At 53.8% G+C, this 23,713-nt stretch carries 21 protein-coding genes; 11 read left to right on the forward strand and 10 right to left on the reverse strand.

Annotation, left to right across the window (positions count from 1 at the left end):
- Positions 1-299: 299 nt before the first annotated feature.
- Both nqrM and E1162_RS02195 read right to left on the reverse strand, forming a co-directional pair.
- Complete coding sequence (gene nqrM / locus E1162_RS02190) at positions 300-527, reverse strand: (Na+)-NQR maturation NqrM (RefSeq protein WP_155126154.1); 228 nt, start codon at positions 525-527, stop codon at positions 300-302.
- Positions 524-1,567 carry an FAD:protein FMN transferase gene (locus E1162_RS02195; RefSeq protein WP_155126156.1) on the reverse strand — a complete coding sequence of 348 codons (1,044 nt, stop codon included), beginning with the start codon at positions 1,565-1,567 and terminating at the stop codon, positions 524-526. The genes nqrM and E1162_RS02195 overlap by 4 nt, the downstream gene beginning before the upstream one ends.
- Positions 1,568-2,083: 516 nt before the next feature.
- Here E1162_RS02195 and E1162_RS02200 point away from each other — a divergent pair.
- From E1162_RS02200 to E1162_RS19745, 9 genes are all read left to right on the forward strand, one after another.
- Positions 2,084-3,433, forward strand: a complete 1,350-nt coding sequence (locus E1162_RS02200) for a Na(+)-translocating NADH-quinone reductase subunit A (protein ID WP_155126158.1) — start codon at positions 2,084-2,086, stop codon at positions 3,431-3,433.
- A 3-nt stretch (positions 3,434-3,436) separates the two neighbouring features.
- The gene (locus E1162_RS02205) at positions 3,437-4,645 is read left to right on the forward strand and encodes an NADH:ubiquinone reductase (Na(+)-transporting) subunit B (RefSeq protein WP_371311766.1); all 1,209 of its coding nucleotides are present in this window, start codon (positions 3,437-3,439) and stop codon (positions 4,643-4,645) included.
- Positions 4,638-5,447 (forward strand): Na(+)-translocating NADH-quinone reductase subunit C, encoded by an 810-nt coding sequence (locus tag E1162_RS02210; protein ID WP_257098588.1) that lies wholly within the window; start codon positions 4,638-4,640, stop codon positions 5,445-5,447. Before E1162_RS02205 ends, E1162_RS02210 begins: the two co-directional genes overlap by 8 nt.
- Entirely contained in the window at positions 5,447-6,103 is a 657-nt protein-coding gene (locus tag E1162_RS02215; protein ID WP_155126160.1) for an NADH:ubiquinone reductase (Na(+)-transporting) subunit D, read from the forward strand. The genes E1162_RS02210 and E1162_RS02215 overlap by 1 nt, the downstream gene beginning before the upstream one ends.
- A gap of 2 nt (positions 6,104-6,105) precedes the next feature.
- On the forward strand, positions 6,106-6,714 hold the full coding sequence (gene nqrE / locus E1162_RS02220) for an NADH:ubiquinone reductase (Na(+)-transporting) subunit E (protein WP_155126162.1): 609 nt from the start codon (positions 6,106-6,108) through the stop codon (positions 6,712-6,714).
- A 13-nt stretch (positions 6,715-6,727) separates the two neighbouring features.
- Positions 6,728-7,948 carry an NADH:ubiquinone reductase (Na(+)-transporting) subunit F gene (nqrF, locus tag E1162_RS02225; RefSeq protein ID WP_155126164.1) on the forward strand — a complete coding sequence of 407 codons (1,221 nt, stop codon included), beginning with the start codon at positions 6,728-6,730 and terminating at the stop codon, positions 7,946-7,948.
- A 177-nt stretch (positions 7,949-8,125) separates the two neighbouring features.
- Entirely contained in the window at positions 8,126-8,425 is a 300-nt protein-coding gene (locus tag E1162_RS02230) for a hypothetical protein (protein WP_155126166.1), read from the forward strand.
- A gap of 255 nt (positions 8,426-8,680) precedes the next feature.
- The gene (locus E1162_RS02235) at positions 8,681-9,004 is read left to right on the forward strand and encodes a DnaJ family domain-containing protein (protein WP_257098589.1); all 324 of its coding nucleotides are present in this window, start codon (positions 8,681-8,683) and stop codon (positions 9,002-9,004) included.
- Between the two features lie 73 nt (positions 9,005-9,077).
- Complete coding sequence (locus E1162_RS19745; RefSeq protein ID WP_371311770.1) at positions 9,078-9,164, forward strand: DnaJ family domain-containing protein; 87 nt, start codon at positions 9,078-9,080, stop codon at positions 9,162-9,164.
- A 201-nt stretch (positions 9,165-9,365) separates the two neighbouring features.
- On the opposite strand, the gene E1162_RS02245 is transcribed toward E1162_RS19745, so the two are convergent.
- The 8 genes from E1162_RS02245 to E1162_RS02280 all read right to left on the reverse strand — a co-directional run bounded on the left by E1162_RS02245 (position 9,366) and on the right by E1162_RS02280 (position 19,425).
- The gene (locus tag E1162_RS02245; RefSeq protein WP_371311767.1) at positions 9,366-10,616 is read right to left on the reverse strand and encodes an MFS transporter; all 1,251 of its coding nucleotides are present in this window, start codon (positions 10,614-10,616) and stop codon (positions 9,366-9,368) included.
- A gap of 224 nt (positions 10,617-10,840) precedes the next feature.
- Entirely contained in the window at positions 10,841-11,626 is a 786-nt protein-coding gene (locus E1162_RS02250) for a crotonase/enoyl-CoA hydratase family protein (protein ID WP_155126170.1), read from the reverse strand.
- Positions 11,623-12,483 (reverse strand): hydroxymethylglutaryl-CoA lyase, encoded by an 861-nt coding sequence (locus E1162_RS02255; protein WP_371311768.1) that lies wholly within the window; start codon positions 12,481-12,483, stop codon positions 11,623-11,625. The genes E1162_RS02250 and E1162_RS02255 overlap by 4 nt, the downstream gene beginning before the upstream one ends.
- Positions 12,480-14,117, reverse strand: coding sequence for an acyl-CoA synthetase (locus tag E1162_RS02260; RefSeq protein WP_155126172.1), 1,638 nt, complete (start codon positions 14,115-14,117; stop codon positions 12,480-12,482). Before E1162_RS02260 ends, E1162_RS02255 begins: the two co-directional genes overlap by 4 nt.
- Positions 14,118-14,120: 3 nt before the next feature.
- Positions 14,121-16,103 carry an acetyl/propionyl/methylcrotonyl-CoA carboxylase subunit alpha gene (locus E1162_RS02265; protein WP_371311769.1) on the reverse strand — a complete coding sequence of 661 codons (1,983 nt, stop codon included), beginning with the start codon at positions 16,101-16,103 and terminating at the stop codon, positions 14,121-14,123.
- Between the two features lies 1 nt (position 16,104).
- The gene (locus tag E1162_RS02270; protein WP_155126176.1) at positions 16,105-16,659 is read right to left on the reverse strand and encodes a class I SAM-dependent methyltransferase; all 555 of its coding nucleotides are present in this window, start codon (positions 16,657-16,659) and stop codon (positions 16,105-16,107) included.
- A gap of 10 nt (positions 16,660-16,669) precedes the next feature.
- On the reverse strand, positions 16,670-18,277 hold the full coding sequence (locus E1162_RS02275; protein ID WP_155126178.1) for a carboxyl transferase domain-containing protein: 1,608 nt from the start codon (positions 18,275-18,277) through the stop codon (positions 16,670-16,672).
- A complete protein-coding gene (locus E1162_RS02280; RefSeq protein ID WP_503328167.1) occupies positions 18,277-19,425 on the reverse strand; it encodes an isovaleryl-CoA dehydrogenase in 1,149 nt (382 codons plus the stop codon). Before E1162_RS02280 ends, E1162_RS02275 begins: the two co-directional genes overlap by 1 nt.
- Positions 19,426-19,597: 172 nt before the next feature.
- Here E1162_RS02280 and E1162_RS02285 point away from each other — a divergent pair, with 172 nt between their 5' ends.
- The gene (locus tag E1162_RS02285; protein ID WP_155126182.1) at positions 19,598-20,200 is read left to right on the forward strand and encodes a TetR/AcrR family transcriptional regulator; all 603 of its coding nucleotides are present in this window, start codon (positions 19,598-19,600) and stop codon (positions 20,198-20,200) included.
- A gap of 139 nt (positions 20,201-20,339) precedes the next feature.
- Entirely contained in the window at positions 20,340-23,555 is a 3,216-nt protein-coding gene (locus E1162_RS02290; RefSeq protein ID WP_155126184.1) for a reductive dehalogenase, read from the forward strand.
- Positions 23,556-23,713: the final 158 nt, after the last annotated feature.

Here is a 23,713-nt window from a genome sequence, read left to right on the forward strand (position 1 = left end):
CTGGCATAGATGAACAGATGTAATGTCATTTGAAGAAACGGTTGGCAATGGACGCGTTTTTGAGCCTTTTTCAAGATATGCCAAGATGGTGGGGAATCGTTTTCCTGATCACGTTTGCAATCACTGGCCGATTGTTTCGCGATAACTGGCGACAGCAAAACGAAGGCTGGCAGAACCGTTGCTGGGTGTTTGGCTCAGCTGCCGTTATCAGCTTTGCGCTAATGGTCTTCGGCAGCTTTGATTTTACGAGCTAATCGCCCGTAAAGATTGAAGGGGCTCTATCGCGAGCCCCTACCAAATCAAGCGGCATCTTGCTGTTGCTGACGGCGCTTGCATGGGCGAAGCTGTTCAGCAAGCGGACTATTTGGATCCACTTCACGCTTACAGACTACGCAACGATCTGAGCCTTCAATTGCATTGAGGCCGCCGCAGCTGCCGGTGATTGGCTTATTGCGGAAGACCGCACCAATGGCCATGCCGGCGACAACTAGGATCAGTGCAAAAAAAGCAATTACGAAAGTGGTCATTTGTTCTCCGAAGACTGCTCTGATTCATTTAGAAGTTTTGTGAATGCGGGGGAGGCAAGTTCGACGAATTCGTTGCCGTTCCGCACTATCATATAAGTAGCGATGCCGTTGGCTTCGGCCATGCGCATGCCGCGCTTGTCGCCCATCGCCAGCAGGGCTGTTGCCAAGCCGTCGGCGCGGGCTGCAGTATCTGCAATTACTGTGACAGATGCCAGTTTGTGATCAATCGGCTCGCCAGTAACCGGATCTATAATATGGGATAGGCGCTTGCCATCAACTTCCTTGTAGTTGCGATAATCGCCGGAAGTGGCCAGACCCTTGTTGCTGATCTTGACGATTTCCTGAATGGCGCGCTCACCGCTGACTGGCTTTTCAATGCCGACAACCCACGGCGTATTCTTGGCGTTTTTACCTTTCGCATAAAGGTCGCCGCCGATCTCAACCATGTACTCGGAAAACCCGTTTTCTTCCAAGGTTCGGGCTATCTTGTCTACACCGTAACCCTTTGCAATTGCTGAAAGGTTTATGCTGGTGGTCGGGTTGATCTTGCGAAGGGCAGGCGGGCTGGCCTCGAACTCAAGCATGGTTAGCATGCCAACGGAATCAAGCGCGTCTTTGATAGCTTCGCGGCTTGGCCGCGCTGGTGTGTCTTTGGACGGGCCAAACCCCCACAGATCGATAAGCGGCGCGAGCGTTACGTCAAAGCGGCCAGCGCTCTGGTCGTGAATGCGAAATGCCTCTTCCATGATGATGGCCATGTCACCGGAAACGGGTGTCCACTCAGTGCTGGTTGAGGCGTTAAAGCGTTCTACTTCCGAAGTTTTTACCCAATTGGAGAGGCGATTGTTGACCGCTGTCAAAGCCATCTCAACCTCAGAGTGCAATTCTTCCTGAGAGATGGCGCTTTCAGGGACGATTGCTTTGATGTTGTAGGTTGTGCCCATGGTCGAGCCAGAGACATTGTAGATTTCACGGGAGGTGTTTTCAGGGCTGCAGGCTGCAAGAAACAGCAAAGCAGCGAAAATGGAAAACAAACGCATAGACAACTCAAGACGCCTTTAAATTCGGTTTTGCCCTAGCACTTCTCACTACGGAGATGTCAAGTAGAATACGCAAATAACCTAACAGACGCATTTTAGCAAAAAGTTTCACTTGAAACCGTCTGTTCGTCGCACTGCGACAACATATCCACCTTCTGCTGGGGATTAAAATACGTAGTTATCACCATAACGTCGCGGAAAATACGTTGATTTCTATTGAATGCAAATGCGTATCAGGGTAACCACGATCCTATAAAATTTTACTGAGTGCGGCACACAAACTCCGGTGTGCTGTGCAGCGAAAAACAGTAAAAACGGTGGAACTTTCAATGGGTTCGGCAATTTCGGGTTTATTGCTGAAATCAATACATGTGCGGATTGCTATTTTATTGGCATGAGTCAAGTGCCTGTCTCTGCGACATGATTGCGCTGCGGCGCGATGGTCGCAGTAAAGTCCGGTACTATCCCGCCAGTCCACCGTGAACCACGCCCTCTTGGAGCCTGACGGGTTAAGGGATGAAGATAAGTAAAGGACTGGATCTGCCGATTACCGGCGCACCACAGCAGGAGATTTCGCAAGGCGCTCCTGTTCGTCGTGTAGCCGTAAATGGTGGTGACTTTGTTGGCCTAAAGCCAAAAATGCTGGTTGCCGAAGGCGACCGAGTGAAAAAAGGTGATCCGCTGTTTGTCGACAAACAGTCACCTGAAATCAATTATGTTGCACCGGGTGCAGGTGTCGTGGAAGCGATTAATCGCGGCGCACGACGCGTTCTCGAAACTGTTGTCATCCGTCTGGATGCGCAGGAAGAAGAGGTCTCTTACACCTCTTTCGAAGCTGGTGCCCTTTCCGACGTGAGTCGCGAAGCTGTTTGTGAAGAGTTGGCCAAGTCTGGCCTGTGGACCTCATTCAAAACTCGCCCATACTCGAAGGTGCCTGCCTACGGCAGCGTGCCTCATTCTATTTTTGTAACCGCGATGGATTCCAACCCGCTTGCAGCTGATGCGGGAACTATCATTAACGGTGCACGTGGCGATTTTGAGGCAGGTCTAGAGGTTATTTCCAAACTGACCGATGGCCGTACTTTCCTCTGTCATTATTCACGTGACCAACTGCCTGGCGCTGATATCGCTGGCGTGCAGATGGCTGCGTTTGATGGTGTTCACCCGGCAGGCCTTGCTGGCACCCACATTCACTTCCTTGATCCGGTTAACGAAAGCAAGACCGTATGGTCTGTTGGCTATCAAGATGTGATTGCGATTGGTCGCTTGTTCCTGACCGGTAAGCTGGACACCCGCCGTGTGATTGCTATCAGCGGTCCTAAAGCGAAAAATCCTCGCCTTATCGAAACCCGCGCTGGTGCTGATCTGGTTGACTTGCTGGAAGGCGAGATCAATCTGGATGTGCCTGTTCGCGTGGTTAGCGGTTCAGTGCTTTCCGGCACGAAGGCTGAAGGCCAGTTCGCTTACCTTGGCCGTTACCACAATCAGGTCACTCTCATGGAAGAAGACAGCAAGCAGGATGTGCTTGGCTGGGTTCGTCCTTTCATGAGCAAATGGTCAAACCTGAATGTGCACCCGTCTTCTTTGCTGCGTGCGTCGCTGAAGTTCCCGTTCGGTACAAACCGTAACGGTTCTGTGCGTGCGATGGTGCCGCTTGGTTCCTACGAACGCGTTGTTCCGATGGACATTCTGCCTACCCAGCTGTTGCGCGCTCTGGTCACTCTCGACACAGACCTTTCGCAAAAGCTTGGCGCGCTGGAATTGGATGAAGAAGATCTCGCACTGTGCACCTTCATTTGCCATTCCAAGAACGAATATGGCGCGGCTCTACGCGCCAGCCTTGAAAAGATCGAGAAAGAGGGCTGACCCGTGGGCTTGCGCAATCAATTTGATAAATATGCGCCGCTCTTTGAAAAGGGCGGCAAGTACGAAAAGTACTATCCGATCTACGAAATGGTCGACACGCTTGTTTACACTCCCAAGACTGTAACAAGCGCTGCACCGCATGCGCGTGACCACGCTGACCTTAAGCGCGTCATGACCTATGTGGTTCTGGCAACCATTCCTGCTATTCTCTTCGGCCTTTACAACACCGGTTATCAGACCAACTCTGCAATCGCAGCGATGGGTCTGGACGTTGTTCCGGGCTGGCGTGCATGGATTCTGTCTACCCTAGGTATCGGATTTAATCCGGACAGCATCTTTGCCAACGTCGTTCACGGCCTGTTGTACTTCCTGCCTATCTACATCACGACGCTTGCTGTGGGTGGTGTGATCGAGGTGACGTTTGCAACGGTCCGTGGTCACGAAGTGAACGAAGGCTTCTTCGTTTCCTCCATGCTTTACACCCTCATTTTGCCAGCCAGCACGCCTTTGTGGCAGGTCGGCCTTGGTATTGCGTTCGGTGTGATCATCGGTAAGGAAGTGTTTGGCGGTACTGGTAAGAACTTCCTCAACCCGGCGCTGGTTGGTCGTGCGTTCCTTTACTTTGCCTATCCTGCGTCCATGTCCGGCGATACCGTTTGGACACCGGTTGATGGCTTCTCTGGCGCAACTGCGCTGGGTGTAGCAGCTGCTGAAGGTCTTCAGGGTCTTGCAGCTCAGGGCATCACTTGGACCAGCTCTTTCCTTGGCACCATTCAGGGCTCTATCGGTGAAACCTCCGTTGTGGCGATTGCCATTGGCGGTGTGTTCCTCGTGGCTGCCCGCATTGCGAACTACCGTCTGATCTTAGGCTGTTTGATCGGTATGATCGGCCTGTCCACGCTGTTCAACATCGTTGGTTCTGACACCAACCCGATGTTTGCGATGCCTTGGTACTGGCACCTTGTAACCGGCGGTTTCATGTTCGGTCTGGTGTTCATGGTAACCGAGCCGGTAACAGCTGCGATGACCAACAAAGGTCGCTGGATTTACGGCGCGCTGATCGGCGTGATGTGTATCCTCATCCGCGTGGTGAACCCTGCATTCCCAGAGGGCATGATGCTCGCCATTCTGTTCGGCAACATCTTCGCGCCTCTCATCGACTACTACGTGGTCAAAGCCAACATCAGCCGGAGGATGAAGCGCCATGCCTAATTCTCAAGAAATGAACCCACAGAAGCAGGGTCTTCTGGCACGCTTTAAAGCTATGCCGCTCGATTCTGCTCCGCGCACTATCACTGTTGCTGTTGTGCTTTGCTTGTTCTGTTCGATGATCGTGTCGGGCGCAGCCGTAATGCTCAAGCCTCAGCAGCAGCTCAACAAGGTGCTGGATAAGAAGGTCAACATTCTTAAAGTGGCTGGTTTGTACGAGCCGGGCGTTGATGTTGCCAAGGCGTTCGAGAAAATCGAACCACGTCTTGTCGACATGCAGACCGGTAAGTTTACCGACGCTTACGATGTGAACACCTACGACCAGCGCACCGCTGCAAAAGATCCTTCCATGAGCTTTGAGCCTGCGAACGACATCGCGTCTATTCGCAATCAGGCAAAAGTGGCTTCCGTGTACTTGCTGCGCGACGATGCTGGCAAAATCACCCGCATTATCCTGCCGGTTCATGGCTACGGTCTTTGGTCCACCCTTTACGGCTTTATCGCTCTTAATGCTGATGGCAATGAAGTATCCGCGTTCCGTTTCTACGAGCACGCTGAAACTCCGGGTCTTGGCGCTGAAGTTGATAACCCGAAATGGATGGCCCTGTGGCCGGGCAAGCAGGTTTATGACCTTGATGGCGATGTAGCAATCGGCGTGAATAAAGCAGGTAGCGGCGTTCACCACATTGATGCGCTTGCAGGCGCAACCCTCACTTCCGTCGGCGTTGATAATCTTATCAAGTTCTGGATGGGTGAGCAGGGCTTCAAGCCATTCCTTGAAAACCTGAAGAACGGAGATGCCTAATGGCTGAGAGCAAAAAAGAGATGTTGCTCGACCCGCTCGTCGACAACAACCCGATTACCCTTCAGGTTCTGGGCATCTGTTCCGCATTGGCGGTAACAAGCTCCCTGCAGGTGGCGATGGTGATGGCGCTGGCTGTGACTTCGGTTACCGCGCTTTCCAACTTCTTCATCTCCTGCATTCGTAACCAGATCCCTTCCTCCATCCGCATTATCGTGCAGATGGTAATTATCGCCTCCTTGGTGATCCTCGTTGACCAGATTCTGAAAGCCTATCTCTATGAGATTTCCAAAACGCTTTCCGTTTTCGTTGGCCTGATCATCACCAACTGTATCGTGATGGGCCGCGCAGAAGCGTTCGCCATGAAAAACCCTCCAATCCCGTCCTTCATCGACGGTATCGGTAACGGTCTTGGCTACTCTTTGATCCTTCTGCTGGTTGGCGTTATTCGCGAGTTGTTCGGCACCGGTTCCCTGTTCGGCGTGCAGATCCTGCAAACCGTAAACAACGGCGGCTGGTATGTGCCTAACGGTCTGCTGTTGCTGCCACCATCTGCGTTCTTCGTTATTGGCCTGCTGATCTGGGCATTCCGTACTTGGAAGCCTGCACAGGTTGAAGCGCGCGACTTTAAAATCATGGAAGCAGAGGGAGGTCACTAATCATGGAAGGTTTGGTATCTCTCTTCGTTAAAGCGATCTTTATCGAGAACCTTGCGCTCTCCTTCTTCCTCGGCATGTGTACCTTCCTTGCCGTTTCCAAGAAGGTCGAGACAGCGCTCGGTCTTGGTATCTCGGTTGTTGTGGTTCAGGCGATTACCGTTCCGGTGAACAACCTGCTCTACACTTACCTTCTCAATGAAGGCGCTCTTTCCTGGGCTGGTCTGGAAGGCGTGGATCTGCGCTTCCTTGGTCTGATTTCCTACATCGGCGTTATCGCGGCGATGGTTCAGATCTTGGAAATGATCCTCGATAAGTTCTTCCCTGCGCTCTACAACGCGCTGGGTATCTTCCTGCCGCTGATCACCGTGAACTGCGCGATCCTTGGTGGTTCCCTGTTCATGGTTGAGCGTGACTACAACTTCGCTGAATCCACCGTCTACGGTATCTCTTCTGGTATCGGCTGGGCGCTGGCAATTACCGCAATGGCTGGTGTGCGTGAAAAGCTGAAATACTCTGACGTTCCTGATGGATTGCAGGGTCTTGGCATCACCTTCATCACCGCTGGTTTGATGGCCATGGGCTTCATGGCGTTCTCCGGCGTGAAACTGTAAGGGAGGCGATTAGATGGCTGATTTTGCATCGGGTATTACACTCTTCACCCTTATCGTTCTGGCTCTGGTTGTTATCATTCTTGTTGCCCGCAGCAAGCTGGTTTCTTCCGGTAACGTCAGCATCGAGATCAACGGCGAGAAGACCATTTCGGTTCCTGCCGGTGGTAAGCTTCTCGGCGCGTTGGCGGACCAGAAAATCTTTGTATCCTCCGCTTGTGGCGGTGGTGGTACCTGTGCCCAGTGCCGCGTGAAAGTGCACGAAGGAGGCGGTTCCATTCTGCCGACCGAGGAAAGCCACATCACCAAGCGCGAAGCGCGCTGCGGTGAGCGTCTTTCCTGTCAGGTTGCTGTTAAGCAGGACATGAAGATCGAAGTGCCTGAAGAAGTGTTCGGCGTGAAAAAATGGGAGTGTACTGTTCGCTCCAACGACAACGTTGCGACCTTCATTAAGGAACTGGTTCTGGAACTGCCTGCAGGCGAGAACGTGAACTTCCGCGCTGGTGGTTACATCCAGATCGAATGTCCTCCATACAAGCACTCCTTCAAGGAGTTCGACGTTGCCGAGGAATATCGTGAGGACTGGGACAAGTTCAAGCTGTGGGATATTGAAGCAAAGAGCGATGTTCCTGTCGTTCGCGCTTACTCCATGGCGAACTATCCGGAGGAAAAGGGCATCATCATGCTCAACGTGCGTATCGCTACGCCGCCTCCTGGTTCCCAAGGTATCCTGCCGGGTCTGATGTCCTCTTACATCTTCAACCTCAAAGAAGGTGACAAGGTAACGATCTCCGGTCCGTTTGGTGAGTTCTTCGCACGCGATACCGATAAGGAAATGGTGTTTGTTGGCGGCGGCGCAGGTATGGCTCCTATGCGCTCGCACATCTTCGACCAGCTTCGCCGTCTTGCGACCAAGCGTAAGGTAACCTTCTGGTACGGTGCGCGCTCCAAGCGCGAAATGTTCTACGTGGAAGATTTCGAAACGCTGGCGAAAGAAAACCCGAACTTCACATGGCACGTAGCGCTTTCCGATCCTCAACCCGATGATGATTGGGATGGCTACACCGGCTTCATCCATAACGTACTCTACAACGAGTACCTTAAGGACCACGCCGCGCCAGAAGATTGCGAGTACTACATGTGTGGTCCTCCAATCATGAACCAGTCCGTGATCAACATGCTGATTGATCTGGGCGTAGACCGCGAAGACATCATGCTTGATGACTTTGGTGGCTAAGGTTCAATTTTAGAACACGCATTAAGAAGCCGGTTCCCATGGGGACCGGCTTTTTTCGTCGTTTGCGCCCTAAAGGAGAAACTTTGCATTAAGGACAGTTCTGAAGGGAAGTCACACAACACTAACCTCCAACGTCTCCTAATCGCACAAACAAGAGTTAAAAGTAGGAGAATAACGATGGAACTGTCGGTTCAAAACAGTAATGCGGGTGAAGTTACGTTCAAGGTTCATGAAGCGGGCGGAGGTGACGCCACTGCAATTCAAATTTGCAACCGTACGCTGGAATCAAATGCGTCTGAGAACGTCGGCCAAATGCAGGCAGGTATGAACTATTTTGTTTACGCCACCCCAACAGGAGGGGGCACTGGTGAATTGGCCCTTACATGGAATCCTGTAACTGCGCAGTGGGACCACAACTGGCAAGGGCCATTCGCTATGGCTGGAGATAATGCTAGCATTGTCGTGGTGTATACTTGAGATTTTCGGTATTTGATGACGGTTTGGTATTGGTATCGCTAATTGGAGCGTCGCGCCAAATTCCTCATTTGAACGGCACGTGGCTCAATATTGAAACACAGTCATCCCGCGCTTAGACGCGGGATCCAGTCAGTATGAAGAGGCGCAGCCGCGACATTGCGCCTCCTCGCCTTATACGCGTCTAACTCTATCTCTATATTGGAGATGAATATGAGAACCGCGGTGTTACGCGGCCAAACAGAGGACGCTCAGCATATGTTCGACAAACTTATCGAACGTCAGATCAATATGGCTCAGTCTCGCGGTGAGCTGAAAAATCTTTCCGGTGAGGGTAAAGCTATCCCCCGCCGCTACGGTTTGGGCGTTAAGTCTGCAACGCAGGCAATGGGTTACAGCGCTGCTTCTGATGCAGGAAGCTTGAAGCGTGAGGAAGATCTGAAGAAGCAGATTGCCGAGGCGCTGCGCGCATTTAATGCCGCCGAGGGCGATGCAAAACGCGAAGCAATGCAGCGTTTGAGCGACTTGCAGATGCAGCTCAGTGCAGAAAAGGACGCGCGCGCAAACCTTGCAAACAAATAGGGTTCGGGCCATTCTGAGTGCTCAGCGAGAAGGACGGATCTCAATGAGCTTTGAATGGTTGGCAGAGCAGTAAATCCAGACAGCCAAATCCCAAGGCAAACTGGACAATCTTAAAGGGCAGGGCAAGCCGTTACCTGCCCGCACTTCCTATGAAAGGTGAACCCCACCGAGCCAACCGGTTATCGCATTATGACGGATAACGGCGTGTTGCCGCGAGAAGTGCAGTTAAGCGCTGCAGTTAGGGAAGCGTACAGAGCCTATCATAGTGCCTCCACCGATGACGGTAAGCGGGCGGCCATGCATCTGCTTTCAGAGTTACAATTGCGGCAAGCAATGGAAAAGGAAGTGCGTCTACGCATCGCTACGCATTGGCGATAGCCAGTGCAGCAGCTTTCCTCTTCGCCTTCTTTAGCCCGATGACGAACGGAAGCAGCGCGGATACCATCAAAACCGCCGCCAGCAGGAACGGTGCGCCAGGGAAATAGACGGTCGTTGCGCCGTTTGTGTAGAATGTAAACAGCTGCGTCATCATCAATGTCGAGAGAACAAGTGTCAGCCCCATCACAGAGGTGAGGGCACCTTGTAGCTCACCTTGTCTGTCATCTGGCACGAGGTTGCACATCAGCGCCGTAATGGATGGCGGGATGAGAGCGCCAAGCGCAGACAGCGGAAGCAGCACGACGACAGAAAGAGTGGTCGAGGCAAAGGCAAAACCAATCATGGCTACGATGCCGAAAGCAAAGCCAAACAGTGCAGTTTTCGCCTCACCATGACGAGGCACGGCCCACCGGATCAAGCCGCCTTTTACGCCAGAAAAGCCAATGCCGACAATTGCCAGGGATAGGCCCACCTGCGTTGTAGTCCAGTTCAGCGCTTCGATAGTGAAGTACGGCCAAACGGCTGGATAAACGAAGTTTGCAAAGTGGAAGAGGATCAAGGCGCCAAAAAACCAGTGAAGCACTGGCGTTTTAAGTACTTGGGCGGCCGCACCTATGGGGTTTGCTCTCTTCCATTCAATAGGCCGTCTATTTTCTTTTGCTAATGTCTCCGGCAGGTAGAACAGGCCGTAAGTGAGTGTGAGGCTTAGGAGGACAGCGGCGATGTAGAACGGTACGCGCAGGCCGAATGTCGCCAGTAAACCGCCGATGGCAGGCCCGATAACGAAGCCTAATCCAATCAGCGCGCCAACCATACCAAAGCGTGTCGCTCTTTGTCCGTTCTGCGAAATATCCGAGATGCTTGCATAGGCCGTTGCGTAGGTAGCGCTGGCGATACCGGCAAGCAGGCGCCCCGTAAACAGCACCCATAGGCTCTGCGCGAACGTCATCACCAGATAATCCAGAGCGAGAATTGCTAGTGAGATCAGCAGGATGGGTCGTCGGCCCCAGCGGTCTGACAGTGCACCCATGGCAGGCCCGAACAGAAACTGCATGACGGCGTAGATTGCGGCGATATACCCGCCCCAAGCTGCGGCATCAGAAATGTTGGAATGCGCTAGCGTTGCAACCAATTCTGGTGTGACGGGAATTATCAACCCTGCGCCAATGGCGTTGAGTAGAACAACAGCACCTATAAAGAACAGCGTATGAAGGGTGAGTTGGGAAGAAGCCACTTAGGAACCGAATTACCAGATATGTATCGGCCATACCTAACAGAGCCGTAGAAAAGGGAAAAGGGGCAAGGCGTGCTATACCATTTTAAATGGTGCCGAGAGCGCCGCCCCTTAAAAACAGGAGCCTTTTACTGCATCATTCTGTGAATTTGAAGTGCTTTTCTGAAGAAGGCATTTCGGCTGACTTAAGCCGGATAGAGCTGTATTTTTATGGGATACACGCGTTATAGCTGCCAATCCGGTTTTCTTTTGCCAAAGAACGCAGAGATTCCATTTTGCGCTTCTTCGCTTTCCCATCTATCTGCCAGCATATTGATGCTGTGCTCGATCTGGCCTTCAGGCTGCGTTCGCGCAAGGTGTTGGCAAAGAGCTTTGGCATCAGCAACAGCGCCCGGTGCGCAGGCGAAGAAGGCTTTCGCTTCAGCCAGAACGGCGTGTTCCAGAGCTTGCGGATCAGCAACGATGGAAACAAGGCCAAGGTCATGGGCGCGCTCTGTGTCGAAGACTTTCGCGTTCATGAAGACCTGACGGGCTTTGCCTTCGCCCATACGGCGCACGACATAAGGTCCGATGGTTGCTGGAATAAGCCCAAGGCGCGTTTCGGTAAGAGCGAACTTCAAACCGCTTGATGCCACGACGATATCGCAAACACTCAAAAGGCCGATGCCGCCGCCAAAAGCGTTGCCGTGAACGCGGGCAATGAGCGGCTTTTTCATTGCATCCAGTCGCTTCAGCATTCCTGCAAGGCGGCTGGCTTCTTTCATTTTGCCATTGCGGTCTTCTTCAGCCTGCGCCTGCATCCAGCGCAGGTCTCCGCCTGCACAGAAGGTCTCGCCCGAGGCTGCCAGAATAACAACGCGGGTTTTGTCATCTTGATCGAGCGTTTCGGCAGCGTTGCACAACTCGTCCATCATCAATGCGTTCATTGCATTGTGCTTTTCAGGGCGGTTCAGCGTGATAGTGGTGATACCGTTGGCGCTGCGTTCTACTTGGATTGTTTCGTAGGTCATGCAAGTACCTGTTTCAGGTCGAGAATAAATTTCTGTGCTTCTTCCACTTTGGCAAGTTCAAGGCCGGTTTCAAAGCCGAGGCGCTCTGCCAACTGGGCGACTTCCAGCGTGTTGACGTTACCCTTTGCGCCCGGTGCGTATGGGCAGCCGCCCAAGCCGCCAACGGCAGCATCAAACGTGGTGACGCCGTAGCTGATTGCCGTTTCGATGTTGGCAAGAGCGGTGTTATGGGTGTCATGGAAGTGGCCCGCCAGCTTGTCCGCAGGAATGACTTTGGTCATGGCGTCCAGCAGACGTTTCGTGTTCTCCGGCGTTCCTGCCCCAATGGTGTCACCCAGCGAGACCTCATAGCAGCCGAGATCCAGCAGCATCTGGCTGGTGGCGATAACTTGCTCCGGATCGGTCGGGCCATCATAAGGGCAGGCGATAATGCACGAGACGTAACCACGAACAGGAATGCCATCAACCTTTGCTGCTTCAACGATTGGTTTGAAGCGGTCAATGCTCTCTGCGATCGAGCAGTTGATGTTTGCCTGAGAAAAGCCTTCAGAAGCCGAGCCGAAGATTGCCACTTCATCAGCGTTTGCGGTTTTGGCGCGCTCGTAGCCCTTCATGTTAGGGGTGAGCGCTGTGTACTTGGTACCCGGCTTTCGTGAGATGCCCGCAAGTACATCTGCCCCGTCAGCCATTTGCGGCACCCATTTGGGGGATACAAAACTGGCTGTTTCAATCTTTTGAAAGCCAGCATCTGTGAGCAGGTTCACAAGAGCGATCTTGTCTGCGGTAGGAATATGGACCTTTTCGTTCTGAAGTCCGTCCCGAGGCCCCATTTCGAAAATCGTTAGATGCTTGCTCACGTGTCTCCCAGCTCCCTTTTAGCCTGCTCACGAAGCTCCCTACGGATTACTTTTCCGGTGGTGGTCATTGGCAGCGCATCCACGAACTCGACCTCGCGCGGGTATTCGTGTGCTGCCAAGCCCGTCTTGACGAACTGCGCCAGTTCCTCTGCGAGCTGAACGGATGGCTCCACCGCCTCTTTCAGCACCACATAGGCTTTGACGATCTCCGTACGCACCTTGTCCGGCTTGCCGATAACGCCAGCCATGGCCACGGCATCATGCTTGAGCAGGAAGTCTTCGATCTCTCCGGGGCCAATGCGGTATCCCGCCGAGGTAATGACATCATCGTCGCGGCCGACGAAACGAATCCAGCCATCATCCTCTTTGATGCCTTGGTCGCCAGTCATGAGATAATCGCCGCAGTATTTTTTGGCGGTTGCTTCTGGGTTCTTCCAGTATTCAAGGAACATATCCGGCACCGGCTTTTTGATGCCTATGTTTCCAAGCGTTCCATTGGAAACCGGAATGCCCGTGTCATCGACGATATCAACCTGAAAGCCCGGCACCGCTTTACCCATGTAACCGCCACGTGAGCCCATCATGTCCGCATTGGTGGCAACGCACAGATTACATTCCGTCTGGCCGTAGAACTCGTTGATGGTGAGACCAAAGGTTTTGCGGCCCCAGTCAAGCAGTTCCGCCCCCAAGGTTTCACCACCACTGCCGATAGAGCGCAGGCGATAGTCCCAACGGGTCTGCGGTTCTTCCACCTGCCGCATCAGTTTAAGCGCGGTTGGCGGAATGAAGGCATTGCGGATTTTCTGCTCCGCCAGCAGCTTAAAGGCAGCCTCTCCGGTAAACTTCTTGAAGCGGCACGCAACAACCGGAATGCCGTGGTGAAGGGAGGGAAAGAGAACATCCAGCAAGCCGCCAATCCATGCCCAATCGGCAGGGGTCCAGAACCGGTCGCCCTCCTGCGGGAACATGTTATGCGGTAGCTCTACACCCGGTAGATGACCTAGCAGCGTGCGGTGGGCGTGCAGAGCCCCTTTAGGCTGACCGGTTGTACCGGAAGTGTAGATGATCAGAGCAGGATGATCTGCCTTGGTGTTTACCGGCTCAAAGTTCTCTGATTGCTCGCTAATGGCTTCATCAAAGGAAACACAGCCGAAGCTGCCGCCATCGATATTTATGATGAGCTGAAGGTCAGGAAGCTTGTCGCGCAGTTGTTCCAGTTTGCGTGCGCCATCATCATTGGTGATGAGTACCCGCGCGCCTGAGTTCTCGAGGCGGTAGTGGAGCGCCTCCTCGCCAAACAGGGCAAATAGAGGAATGGAGATCGCGCCCATTTTGTGGGCCGCGATATGTCCAGTAAGCGTTTGCGGGGCTTGAGGCAGTAGGATGCCGATACGGTCTCCTTGCTCAACGCCGTTAGAAGTCAGGTAATTGGCAAGGCGGTTTGATAGCGCCTTTAGCTGACCAAAGCTGTAGGTGTCTGTCGGTTCATCTTCTCGCACAAACACCAGCGCTTCACGATCCGGCTCAATATCCGCCCATTTATCGCAGATATCGGTGCCGATGTTGAAATGCTCGGGTATTTGCCACTCGAAGGCCTCGCAAATTTCCTCGTAGCTGTCTTTTCTAGGAAGCATGCATCAAGCCTCTTCCAAGGAAAGCAGGAGAGCACCTTCTTCGATCTGGTCGCCAATGGTTGCCAGCAGCTCCGACACTACACCGCTACGCGGGGCCGTTAAGCTGTGCTCCATCTTCATGGCTTCTGTGATGATGAGTGTATCGCCTTCTGCGACCTCATCGCCAACAGCGCAGTTGATGGCTCTTACCTGACCCGGCATTGGAGCAAAGATAGCGTTGCCAGCGGCGCTGCCTTCTTCCTCGCTGCGAAGAGGGTCGTTCTTTTCAATGCGCCAATTCTGGCCTGCTGCATAGACCGTGATAGCTCCGGCGTCTTCCACATAGCGCCAGATGCTGGTTTTACCATTCGCAAGGACCTTCAAAGCAGTTTCGTCGGCTTTGATAATCTGCATGGTTAGTTCCTCTTCAGGCAGGGTCACGGTCACGGTGTTATTGTCTTTTGAAGAGACTGCAGCTGTGGTTGCCACGCCCTTGAAGGCGAGCTTGGAAAACTGACGGGCTTCATCCCAGCTGCGCCAGTTGGCGAGGGTATCCCAAGGGTCTGTGCTTGCCGGTGCTTTGCGTGCAAAACCAAGGTCAACAAGCGCGGCAATGGCGATGACCATGCTGGACGGCGGAGTAGGGGCACACAGGCTGTCGATCTCGCGGTCGATCAGAAGGGTGTCCATATTTCCCGCGACAAAGTCTGGTTGTTGGACAAGGCGGTGCAAGAACGGAATGTTGGTAATGGTTCCTGCCGCGTAGCTCTTCTCAAGCGCTGTGGTGAGTTTGATGAGAGCCTGCTCACGATCTTCGGCGTGAACGATCACCTTTGCGATCATTGGGTCATAGAACGGGGTGATGGTGTCACCAGCTCGCACACCTGTATCAACGCGGGCGAAGTTCTTTGGAAGCTTGAGTTTGCTCAAGGTGCCGGTTGCTGGCAGGAAGCCTGCCTCGGCATCTTCTGCATAAACACGCGCTTCAAAGGAATGGCCCTTGATGGTGAGTTCATCTTGCCGTTTTGGCAGTGGTTTGCTGGAGGCAACGGAGAACTGCCATGAAACAAGGTCTTCCCCTGTAATGGCTTCGGTTACCGGATGCTCCACCTGCAAGCGGGTATTCATCTCCATGAACCAGAAGCGATCTGGTCTGAGACCATCTGAACCATCAACGATGAACTCAACCGTACCTGCGCCCTGATAACCAACGGCGAGGGCAGCTTTCACAGCAGCATCACCCATGGCTGCGCGCATTTCCTCGCTCATGCCCGGTGCTGGCGCTTCTTCGATCACCTTCTGGTGGCGACGCTGAAGCGAGCAATCGCGCTCGAAAAGATGGACCGCATTGCCGTGGCTGTCTGCGAAGACCTGTACCTCGATGTGGCGCGGGGAGGAAATGTACTTTTCAATCAGAACCGCATCATCGCCGAAGCTGGAAGCGCCTTCACGCTGGGCGCCTTCAAGGGCGGCGAGGAAGGAAGCTGGTTCGTCAACACGGCGCATGCCTTTACCGCCGCCGCCTGCGCGGGCCTTGATGAGGACAGGGTAGCCGATCTGGTCTGCCTGTTCTTTCAAGAACGCAGCGTCCTGATTTTCGCCGTGATAGCCCGGCACCACTGGAACGCCGGAACTTTCCATCAGCTTCTTTGCAGCGTCCTTTAGGCCCATAGCGCGAATAGCACTGGCGGGCGGGCCAATGAAGGTGAGGCCTGCTGCAGTGATAGCCTCCACGAACTCCGGATTTTCAGAGAGGAAGCCATAACCGGGGTGGATCGCCTCGGCGCCGCTTTGGAGGGCGACTTCAACGATGCGATCAATCTTCAGGTAGCTTTCTGCAACAGGTGCAGGGCCGATGTTGTAGGCTTCATCCGCCATTTCAACGTGCAGAGCGCCAGCATCTGCATCAGAATAGACCGCAATGGTTTTGATGCCCGAAGCGCGGGCGGAGCGGATAATGCGGCATGCAATTTCGCCACGGTTGGCGATAAGAATTTTGCTGAACACGTTAAGGCCCTTTCCGTGCAGTCGTGATAAAGAAGACGCTGTCTTTCAGCTGCTTTGAGGCAATCTCTTCAAAGCCAGCGGCCTTCAGCACTTCTGTGTAATCCTGACTATCAGGCGCGATGTTCACGTCGAAAACATCGCCGCCCACTATGAGCTGTCCGCCGACCTTCAAGGTGCGAAAGGCTTCTGCAAAGCCTTTGGAAAGGTCGGCCCAGTGGTGAACGGCATTGAGGCTCATCACCACATCAAATTTGTCATCCTCGAAAGGCAGGTCCTCAGCCGAACCGCGAGCATAGATAATGCGATCATCGGCAGGGTGTCCGTGGCTGGCAGCGCGGGCATGGTCGAGCATCCGCTCAAACGGTTCTACGCCTACCAGCGTTCCTTCCTTCACCTTGCTTGAGGCAAGGCGCAGCGCATAACCGTTGCCGCAGCCGATATCGAGAACATCAGCGGTTTCGGGTAGCGGGGCATTGTCGATGACCGTTTGGTTGGAAACATCGTCGCCGAAATTTTCGACGTACCAATCGATCACTTCATCATTCCAAATCGACATTCGTGGCCCCTTACATGCGGAAGATGCCGAAGGGGGTATCCTCGATAGGCGCGTTCAGGCTTGCCGAGAGTGATAGCGCGAGGATTTGCCGTGTCTTGCGCGGGTCTACAATCCCATCATCCCACAGGCGGGCTGAAGCATAGAGGGGATGGCCTTGCGCCTCGAACTGGTCGATGACCGGCTGCTTGAATACTGTCTCTTCCTCTTCACTCCATGAGCCGCCTTTGCGCTCAATGCCTTCGCGGCGCACGGTTGCCAGAACGCCAGCCGCTTGAGGGCCGCCCATTACGGAAATGCGGGAGTTTGGCCATGTCCAGAGGAAGCGCGGAGAGTATGCACGGCCACACATGCCGTAGTTGCCAGCGCCAAACGAGCCGCCGATCAGCATGGTGATTTTTGGAACCTTTGCGCAGGCAACGGCGGTTACAAGCTTTGCGCCGTCTTTTGCAATGCCGCCTGCTTCGTACTTCTGGCCGACCATGAAGCCGGTGATGTTCTGCAAAAACACAAGCGGGATTTTGCGCTGGCAGCACAGTTCAACGAAGTGCGCGCCTTTAAGGGCTGCTTCCGAGAACAAGATACCGTTGTTCGCGATGATGCCCACAGGCATACCGTGGATATGAGCAAAGCCGGTGACGAGTGTGGTACCGTAGCGGGCTTTAAACTCATCGAAACGAGAACCGTCCACCACACGGGCGATGACTTCGCGCACGTCGTATGGGGTTTTCAGGTCCGCCGGTACAACGCCGAGAATTTCTTCAGGGTCGTAAAGCGGATCTTCCGGCGTTTGCAGGTCAAGCTGCTGCGGCTTCTTGCGGTTGAGGTTGGCAATAGCGCGGCGGGCAAGAGCCAACGCGTGCGCATCGTCATTTGCAAGGTGGTCTGCCACGCCGGAAAGGCGGGTATGAACATCACCGCCGCCTAGGTCCTCAGCCGAAACAACTTCACCCGTTGCAGCTTTCACTAGTGGAGGGCCAGCAAGGAAGATGGTGCCTTGTTCTTTTACAATGATGGATTCATCGCACATTGCAGGAACATACGCACCGCCTGCTGTGCAAGAGCCCATCACCACGGCAATCTGGGAAATGCCCTTGGCGGACATGTTCGCCTGATTGAAGAAGATGCGGCCAAAGTGGTCGCGGTCAGGGAATACCTCGTCCTGCTGCGGTAGGTTCGCGCCGCCGGAATCCACGAGGTAAACGCAAGGCAGGTTGTTCTGTTCGGCGATTTCCTGCGCCCGAAGGTGCTTTTTCACCGTCATTGGAAAGTAAGTGCCGCCCTTAACGGTGGCGTCGTTGGCCACGATCATACAATCGCGGCCTTCAACGCGGCCAACACCAGCAATAACGCCAGCACTTGGCGATGCGCCGTCATACAGTTCGTGAGCAGCGAACTGGCCGACCTCCAAGAACGGAGAGCCATTGTCGAGAAGGCGGGCAACACGCTCACGTGGCAGAATTTTACCGCGTGACACATGACGATCACGCGCAGCTGCGCCGCCTCCGCCAAGAGCAATGTCACTTGCTTCACGAATGGTCTCTAACGCCTCTAGGTGCGCCTGCCGGTTAGACTGGAAACTTTGCGAACGAGCAGAAAGCTTGGAGGTCAGCACAGTCATTATGCAGTTTCCTTGAAGAGTTCGCGGCCAATGAGCATGCGGCGAATTTCAGAGGTGCCTGCGCCGATTTCATAGAGCTTTGCATCGCGTACTAGGCGACCGGTTGGGTACTCGTTGATGTAACCATTGCCACCAAGGGTCTGGAGTGCTTCCAGTGCGAGCTGGGTTGCCTTTTCTGCGGAATAAAGAATGCAGCCAGCGGAATCTTTACGGGTGGTTTCGCCGCGGTCACATGCATTGGCTACCGCATAGACGTAGGAGCGGCAGGCGTTCATGGTGGTGTACATATCCGCCAGTTTGCCCTGCATCAGCTGGAACTCGCCAATCGGCTGGCCAAACTGTTTGCGCTCATGCACGTAAGGCACCACAACATCCATTGCCGCTGCCATAATGCCTAGTGGACCGCCGGAAAGAACGACGCGCTCATAGTCAAGGCCAGACATAAGAACGCGCACCCCGCCGCCAACTTGACCGAGAACGTTTTCTTCCGGTACTTCGCAGTCTTCGAAAACCAGCTCACAGGTGTTGGAGCCGCGCATGCCCAGCTTGTCGAGTTTCTGAGCAGTGCTGAAGCCCGCCATACCCTTTTCAATGATGAAGGCGGTAATGCCCTTTGGGCCTGCCTGCGGATCGGTCTTGGCGTAAACAACGAGGGTGTTGGCATCTGGACCGTTTGTGATCCACATTTTGTTGCCGTTCAGCACATAGTGGTCACCGCGCTTTTCGGCGCGAAGCTTCATGGACACAACATCGGAACCGGAGCCTGGTTCAGACATAGCCAGCGCGCCAATATGCTCACCGGAGCAGAGTTTAGGCAGATACTTTGCCTTCTGCTCTGGCGTGCCGTGGCGGTTGATCTGGTTCACGCAAAGGTTAGAGTGCGCGCCGTAGGACAAGCCGATGGAAGCAGATGCGCGGGAGATTTCTTCAACCGCGATAACGTGGGCAAGGTAGCCAAGGCCACTTCCGCCGTATTCAGGGTCAGCCGTAATTCCCAAAAGGCCCAGCTCTCCCAGCTGAGGCCAAAGGTCGGGCGTGAAAGTGTTGCTGGCATCGATCTCAGCGGCGCGCGGTGCAAGGTTTTCCTGCGCCCATTTATAGACGGTCTCGCGAATGGCATCGATCTCTTCGCCGAGGCCGAAGTTCATGCTGGACGAAAACATGTGTGCTCTCCCTAGCCAGTGCTCCCAGACACCGGAATGCGTGAAATGCATCAATAAAACAAACGTACGTTTGATTACTAACATCAACTTTGCTAGGATGCAATCACGGTTCGACTATTGATTGAGGGGCGCGCAGGGTGCGCGTCGGGTGGCAAAATTGGCGCGCACAAAAGGTTCTGTAGGCGTAGATACGCAAAAAGCTATTGTGGCAGCGGCCAAGCGGCTAATTGTTGATCACGGCTTTGAGGCAATGACACTGCGCCAGCTTGCGGCAGAGGTCGGACTTCAGGCGGGGTCGATCTACCGGTACATCGATAGTAAAGACCAGTTGCTTGCCGACTTGATGAGCGAACATATGGATGCGCTGATCGCGGCTTGGCAGGCGCTGGACGAAAAAGGCGATACGCCGGTAACCCAGCTTGCCGCTTTCGTGGCTTTTCACATTCGCTATCACGTTGAACGGCGCAGTGATGTTTTCATTGCGAATATGGAACTGCGGGCCTTAAGAGATACCGCTCGAGAGCAGGTTGTTGCCAGACGTAGATCCTACGAGAAGAACTTGCAGGATATTTTGAAGGATGGGGTGGAGCAGGGGCTCTTTCCTGACATGGACCTTGAAGTGACCGCGTTTGCCATTCTTGCCATGCTAACCGGTGTTTGCTTCTGGTACCGTGAGGGCGGACGTCTTTCCGTGGAAGAAGTAATTCGCCTTCATGAGCGTTTGGTCTTGCAGGGTGTGTGCTCAGGGGTGCTGGAATAGTGCTCTTGGTAGTATCTTTCAAAATTACGCATCGTTAGGTCTTTATCTTTCGTTTTAATCCAAATTTTTGCTTCAATATTTTCCAAAGCCCCTTTAAACGCTTAATGACGCTGTGGTCAGTGTGATTTGGGGGGAGTAAATGCGTCTGTTTTCTTACCGGAACCGTCCTGTCCATTTGGGGCCGTATCCGACGGAGCGCTTGAAGCGCTCGGATGCGCCGGTTGATTTCACCAAAATTCCTGAGATGGAACGGCTTTCCTACTCCAAGCCTGACCAGAAGTTCAGCCTGTCCAATGCGATGGCCTCATTTGGTGCAGTTCTTGATGCTGTGCGTGACGGCGTGCACAACGCCAAGCCCTCCGTAATTCCTGAGAGTTTGAAGGAGCGCGCCAATCACCTAAAGGCGGCGGGCTACTTCTTTGATGCGACCTTGATGGGTACATGTAAGCTTGCCAGCGAGCACCATCTTTCCGAGAGCCTGCGCAATCCTGATCTTGATCGCCTTGCTGAAGACCTCAAAAGTTTCCAGCCCAAAACGCTGGCCGTTGGCATTGATGTCATTATGGCGGATGTGCGCGACTGCGCAGAGAAAGAGCTGGGATCGATGGATCACCATACCCATGCTCTTGTCTTTATGATCGAGCACCCCCGCGAGCCGGAGGTAGATGAGCGCGGCGGCGAGTGGATTGCTGGCACCAACGATCAACGCTCCGCAATCCGTGTGTCCGAAGCGGCGGTCGTTATGGCAAATTATCTTCGTTTGCTTGGCGTTGAGGCGCGGGCTCACACGCCTACATCGAGCGATATTGATCTAGGCCGCTTGGCTGTTAGTGCCGGTATGGCCGAAGTGCTGCCAGATGGAACGCTTTCCCATCCTTACATTGGCTCTCGCTTTACATTGGCTGCAGTCACAACAACGCTGGAGTTTGCCGAGGACAAGCCGCTTGCGCCGCGCTCCCTTATCGATACATGGGGGTCTCACGGGCCTGCGTGGCAGTTGGGTATGGGTACTTTCAAAAGTGCGTTTCAGGCCAAACCGTTTGAAAAGCGCCCTTACCATCTTGGAGCGTTTCCGTTTGAAAAGCTCAAACGTATAGACGAGCCGACAACCTTTATTGATGAGCCACGTGTTCCCCGGGTTCCCAAGCGTACAGATATGTTTGCCCGCGCTCTTTTTGGCGATATGGGTAAGTCTCTCCAAGACTCAGCTAAGAACGGTGCCTTCCTTGCCAAAAACCCGATGGGCTTTTGTGCGCGCCGTGTTCTGGCGGCGATGATCCTGCTGCAGGATGGGGAGGCGGCTGAAACCGTTGATCCATCGGCAACCGATCCGCAGATGAACGCCGACAATATTAAAGCCGCGCTTTATCACCTAGGGGCGGATGCCGTTGGCCTGTCCCGCTGCCCAGAGTGGGCCTACTATTCCCACGATGCGCGCGGCGAGGAAATCGAGCCGTATCACAGTAACGCTATTTCCATTCTGGTGGATCAGGGGCATGAGACGATGGAGGGCGCCAGCGGTGATGACTGGATTTCCGGTGCCCAGTCCATGCGAGCTTATCTGCGCACCTCTATTCTAGGCAGCATTGTTGCAGAACAAATCCGCCGCTTGGGATATTCGGCCCGCTGCCACTCTGCCGTCGATGGTGAGGTTTTGCAGCCGCCGCTTCTGTTGTTGTCAGGGCTGGGTGAGGTTAGCCGCATCGGTGAGGTGATCCTCAATCCTTATCTGGGGCCGCGCCTCAAGTCCGGCGTTGTTACCACCGACATGCCGTTTACCTATGACAAACCGATTGACTTCGGGCTGCAGCGTTTTTGCGAGAGCTGTAACAAGTGTGCCCGCGAGTGTCCGTCCGGTGCGATTACCGCTGGCCCGAAGCTGATGTTTAACGGCTATGAAATCTGGAAGTCGGATTCAGAAAAATGTGCCCGCTATCGCGTCGCTCAGCCTGCGGGCTCTTTGTGCGGGCGCTGTATGAAGACCTGTCCGTGGAACTTGGAGGGTATTTTCTCCGAAGCCCCATTCCGGTGGGCTGCTATGACAATGCCATCCGCTGCGCCAATGTTGGCGAAGCTGGATGATATGCTGGGCAACGGTTCCATCAATCCGGTCAAAAAGTGGTGGTGGGATTTGGAAGCCAGTGGTGAGGGGCATTACATTCCTGCAGCACAGAGCAATGCTCGCGGTCTGCAAAAAGATCTGGACCTTAAATATGAGGATCAGACGCTCGCCGTTTACCCTGCTGACTTGGCGCCACATCCTTATCCGTTCCCTTATATGATGGATAGAGAGGCGGGCATTAAAGCCTACCAGTCTCTCATTTCGGCTGGTGAGCATAAAAGGCGTTTGGAGGCTGGCGAGGGTGATACCCTTGTGCCGTCATATAGTGTCAGCTCGGAAGAAAGTCCTGTCATCAAGGCCAAGATTGCCAAGGTGGACTATCAGGCAGAGGGCGTAGCTCGTTATGAGCTTGTTGCGGAAGATGGTGTTCTGCCACCATTCGCAGCAGGTGCACATGTGGATGTGGTTGTCGCGCCGGAGTTCTTGCGGCAGTACTCGCTGGCGGGCGATCCGGCTGATCACTCGAAATATGTGCTTGGCGTATTGAAAGAGGATGAAGGGCGCGGCGGGTCCAAGCTCATGCACCGTGTCTTCAATGAAGGACGGCGCATTTTTATCTCTAAGCCGGTCAATCACTTTCCTCTTAATGAAGAGGCTTCCTTCGTTTACCTCATGGGCGGCGGTATCGGCATCACGCCGATGATTGCCATGGCTCACCGTCTACATGTTCTGGGTAAGTCGTTTGCGCTTCACTATTCAATGCGTTCTCGTAGTACTGCCGGGTTCCTTGATGAGCTGGCAGTTGCACCGTGGGCGGATAAGGTCCACATCCACGTTTCGGAAGAGGGTTCTCGGGCGGATTTGACGGCAATCCTTGCAAATCCGCAAAAGGATGCCCATCTCTATACGTGCGGTCCGGAAAACTTCATGCAGGCAGTGCTTGATGAAGCCGAGCATGCAGGGTGGCCTGAAGAGCAGGTGCATCGTGAGTATTTCAAGGTTCCAGAGCAAGGCGCCTATGAGAACCACAGCTTTACCGTGAAGCTAGCTAAATCCGGCAATGCCATTCAGGTCGCAGAAGATCAAAGTCTATCCGATGCTCTTCAGTCTGCGGGTATTCACATTCCCACCAAGTGTTCCGATGGCATTTGTGGGGTTTGTTCCGCATCCTATCTGGAAGGTTCAGTCGAACACCGTGATCTCGTTCTGTCCAATAAGGAGAGGGAGCATCGACTCATCACCTGTTGTTCACGAGCGAAAGAGGCTGATGGAGAAATAGTTCTGGACCTGTGATTTACCTCACAGATCGGCCTGTTGAAATTCTTGATTTGTTAATAGTTTGGATTTTTGGCGGTTTTCTGCGGTTTTTGTTGGTTTGGTTTGGTTTATAGGTGTGTCGTTGGGTTAGGTTTTGTACGAGTGTATCCTCGTAGTTTTTGGAAAACCTCTCT

The sequence above is a fragment of the Pseudovibrio flavus genome (genome assembly GCF_009711345.1).
Classification (GTDB): Bacteria; Pseudomonadota; Alphaproteobacteria; order Rhizobiales; family Stappiaceae; genus Pseudovibrio; species Pseudovibrio flavus.

What these genes read in the sequence shown, in the direction of transcription:
- nqrM (WP_155126154.1), bottom strand. Translation starts at nt 527, where the DNA reads ATGACCACTTTCGTAATTGCTTTTTTTGCACTGATCCTAGTTGTCGCC.
- E1162_RS02195 (WP_155126156.1), bottom strand. Translation starts at nt 1,567, where the DNA reads ATGCGTTTGTTTTCCATTTTCGCTGCTTTGCTGTTTCTTGCAGCCTGC.
- E1162_RS02200 (WP_155126158.1), top strand. Translation starts at nt 2,084, where the DNA reads ATGAAGATAAGTAAAGGACTGGATCTGCCGATTACCGGCGCACCACAG.
- E1162_RS02210 (WP_257098588.1), top strand. Translation starts at nt 4,638, where the DNA reads ATGCCTAATTCTCAAGAAATGAACCCACAGAAGCAGGGTCTTCTGGCA.
- E1162_RS02215 (WP_155126160.1), top strand. Translation starts at nt 5,447, where the DNA reads ATGGCTGAGAGCAAAAAAGAGATGTTGCTCGACCCGCTCGTCGACAAC.
- nqrE (WP_155126162.1), top strand. Translation starts at nt 6,106, where the DNA reads ATGGAAGGTTTGGTATCTCTCTTCGTTAAAGCGATCTTTATCGAGAAC.
- nqrF (WP_155126164.1), top strand. Translation starts at nt 6,728, where the DNA reads ATGGCTGATTTTGCATCGGGTATTACACTCTTCACCCTTATCGTTCTG.
- E1162_RS02230 (WP_155126166.1), top strand. Translation starts at nt 8,126, where the DNA reads ATGGAACTGTCGGTTCAAAACAGTAATGCGGGTGAAGTTACGTTCAAG.
- E1162_RS02235 (WP_257098589.1), top strand. Translation starts at nt 8,681, where the DNA reads ATGTTCGACAAACTTATCGAACGTCAGATCAATATGGCTCAGTCTCGC.
- E1162_RS02250 (WP_155126170.1), bottom strand. Translation starts at nt 11,626, where the DNA reads ATGACCTACGAAACAATCCAAGTAGAACGCAGCGCCAACGGTATCACC.
- E1162_RS02260 (WP_155126172.1), bottom strand. Translation starts at nt 14,117, where the DNA reads ATGCTTCCTAGAAAAGACAGCTACGAGGAAATTTGCGAGGCCTTCGAG.
- E1162_RS02270 (WP_155126176.1), bottom strand. Translation starts at nt 16,659, where the DNA reads ATGTCGATTTGGAATGATGAAGTGATCGATTGGTACGTCGAAAATTTC.
- E1162_RS02275 (WP_155126178.1), bottom strand. Translation starts at nt 18,277, where the DNA reads ATGACTGTGCTGACCTCCAAGCTTTCTGCTCGTTCGCAAAGTTTCCAG.
- E1162_RS02280 (WP_503328167.1), bottom strand. Translation starts at nt 19,425, where the DNA reads ATGAACTTCGGCCTCGGCGAAGAGATCGATGCCATTCGCGAGACCGTC.
- E1162_RS02290 (WP_155126184.1), top strand. Translation starts at nt 20,340, where the DNA reads ATGCGTCTGTTTTCTTACCGGAACCGTCCTGTCCATTTGGGGCCGTAT.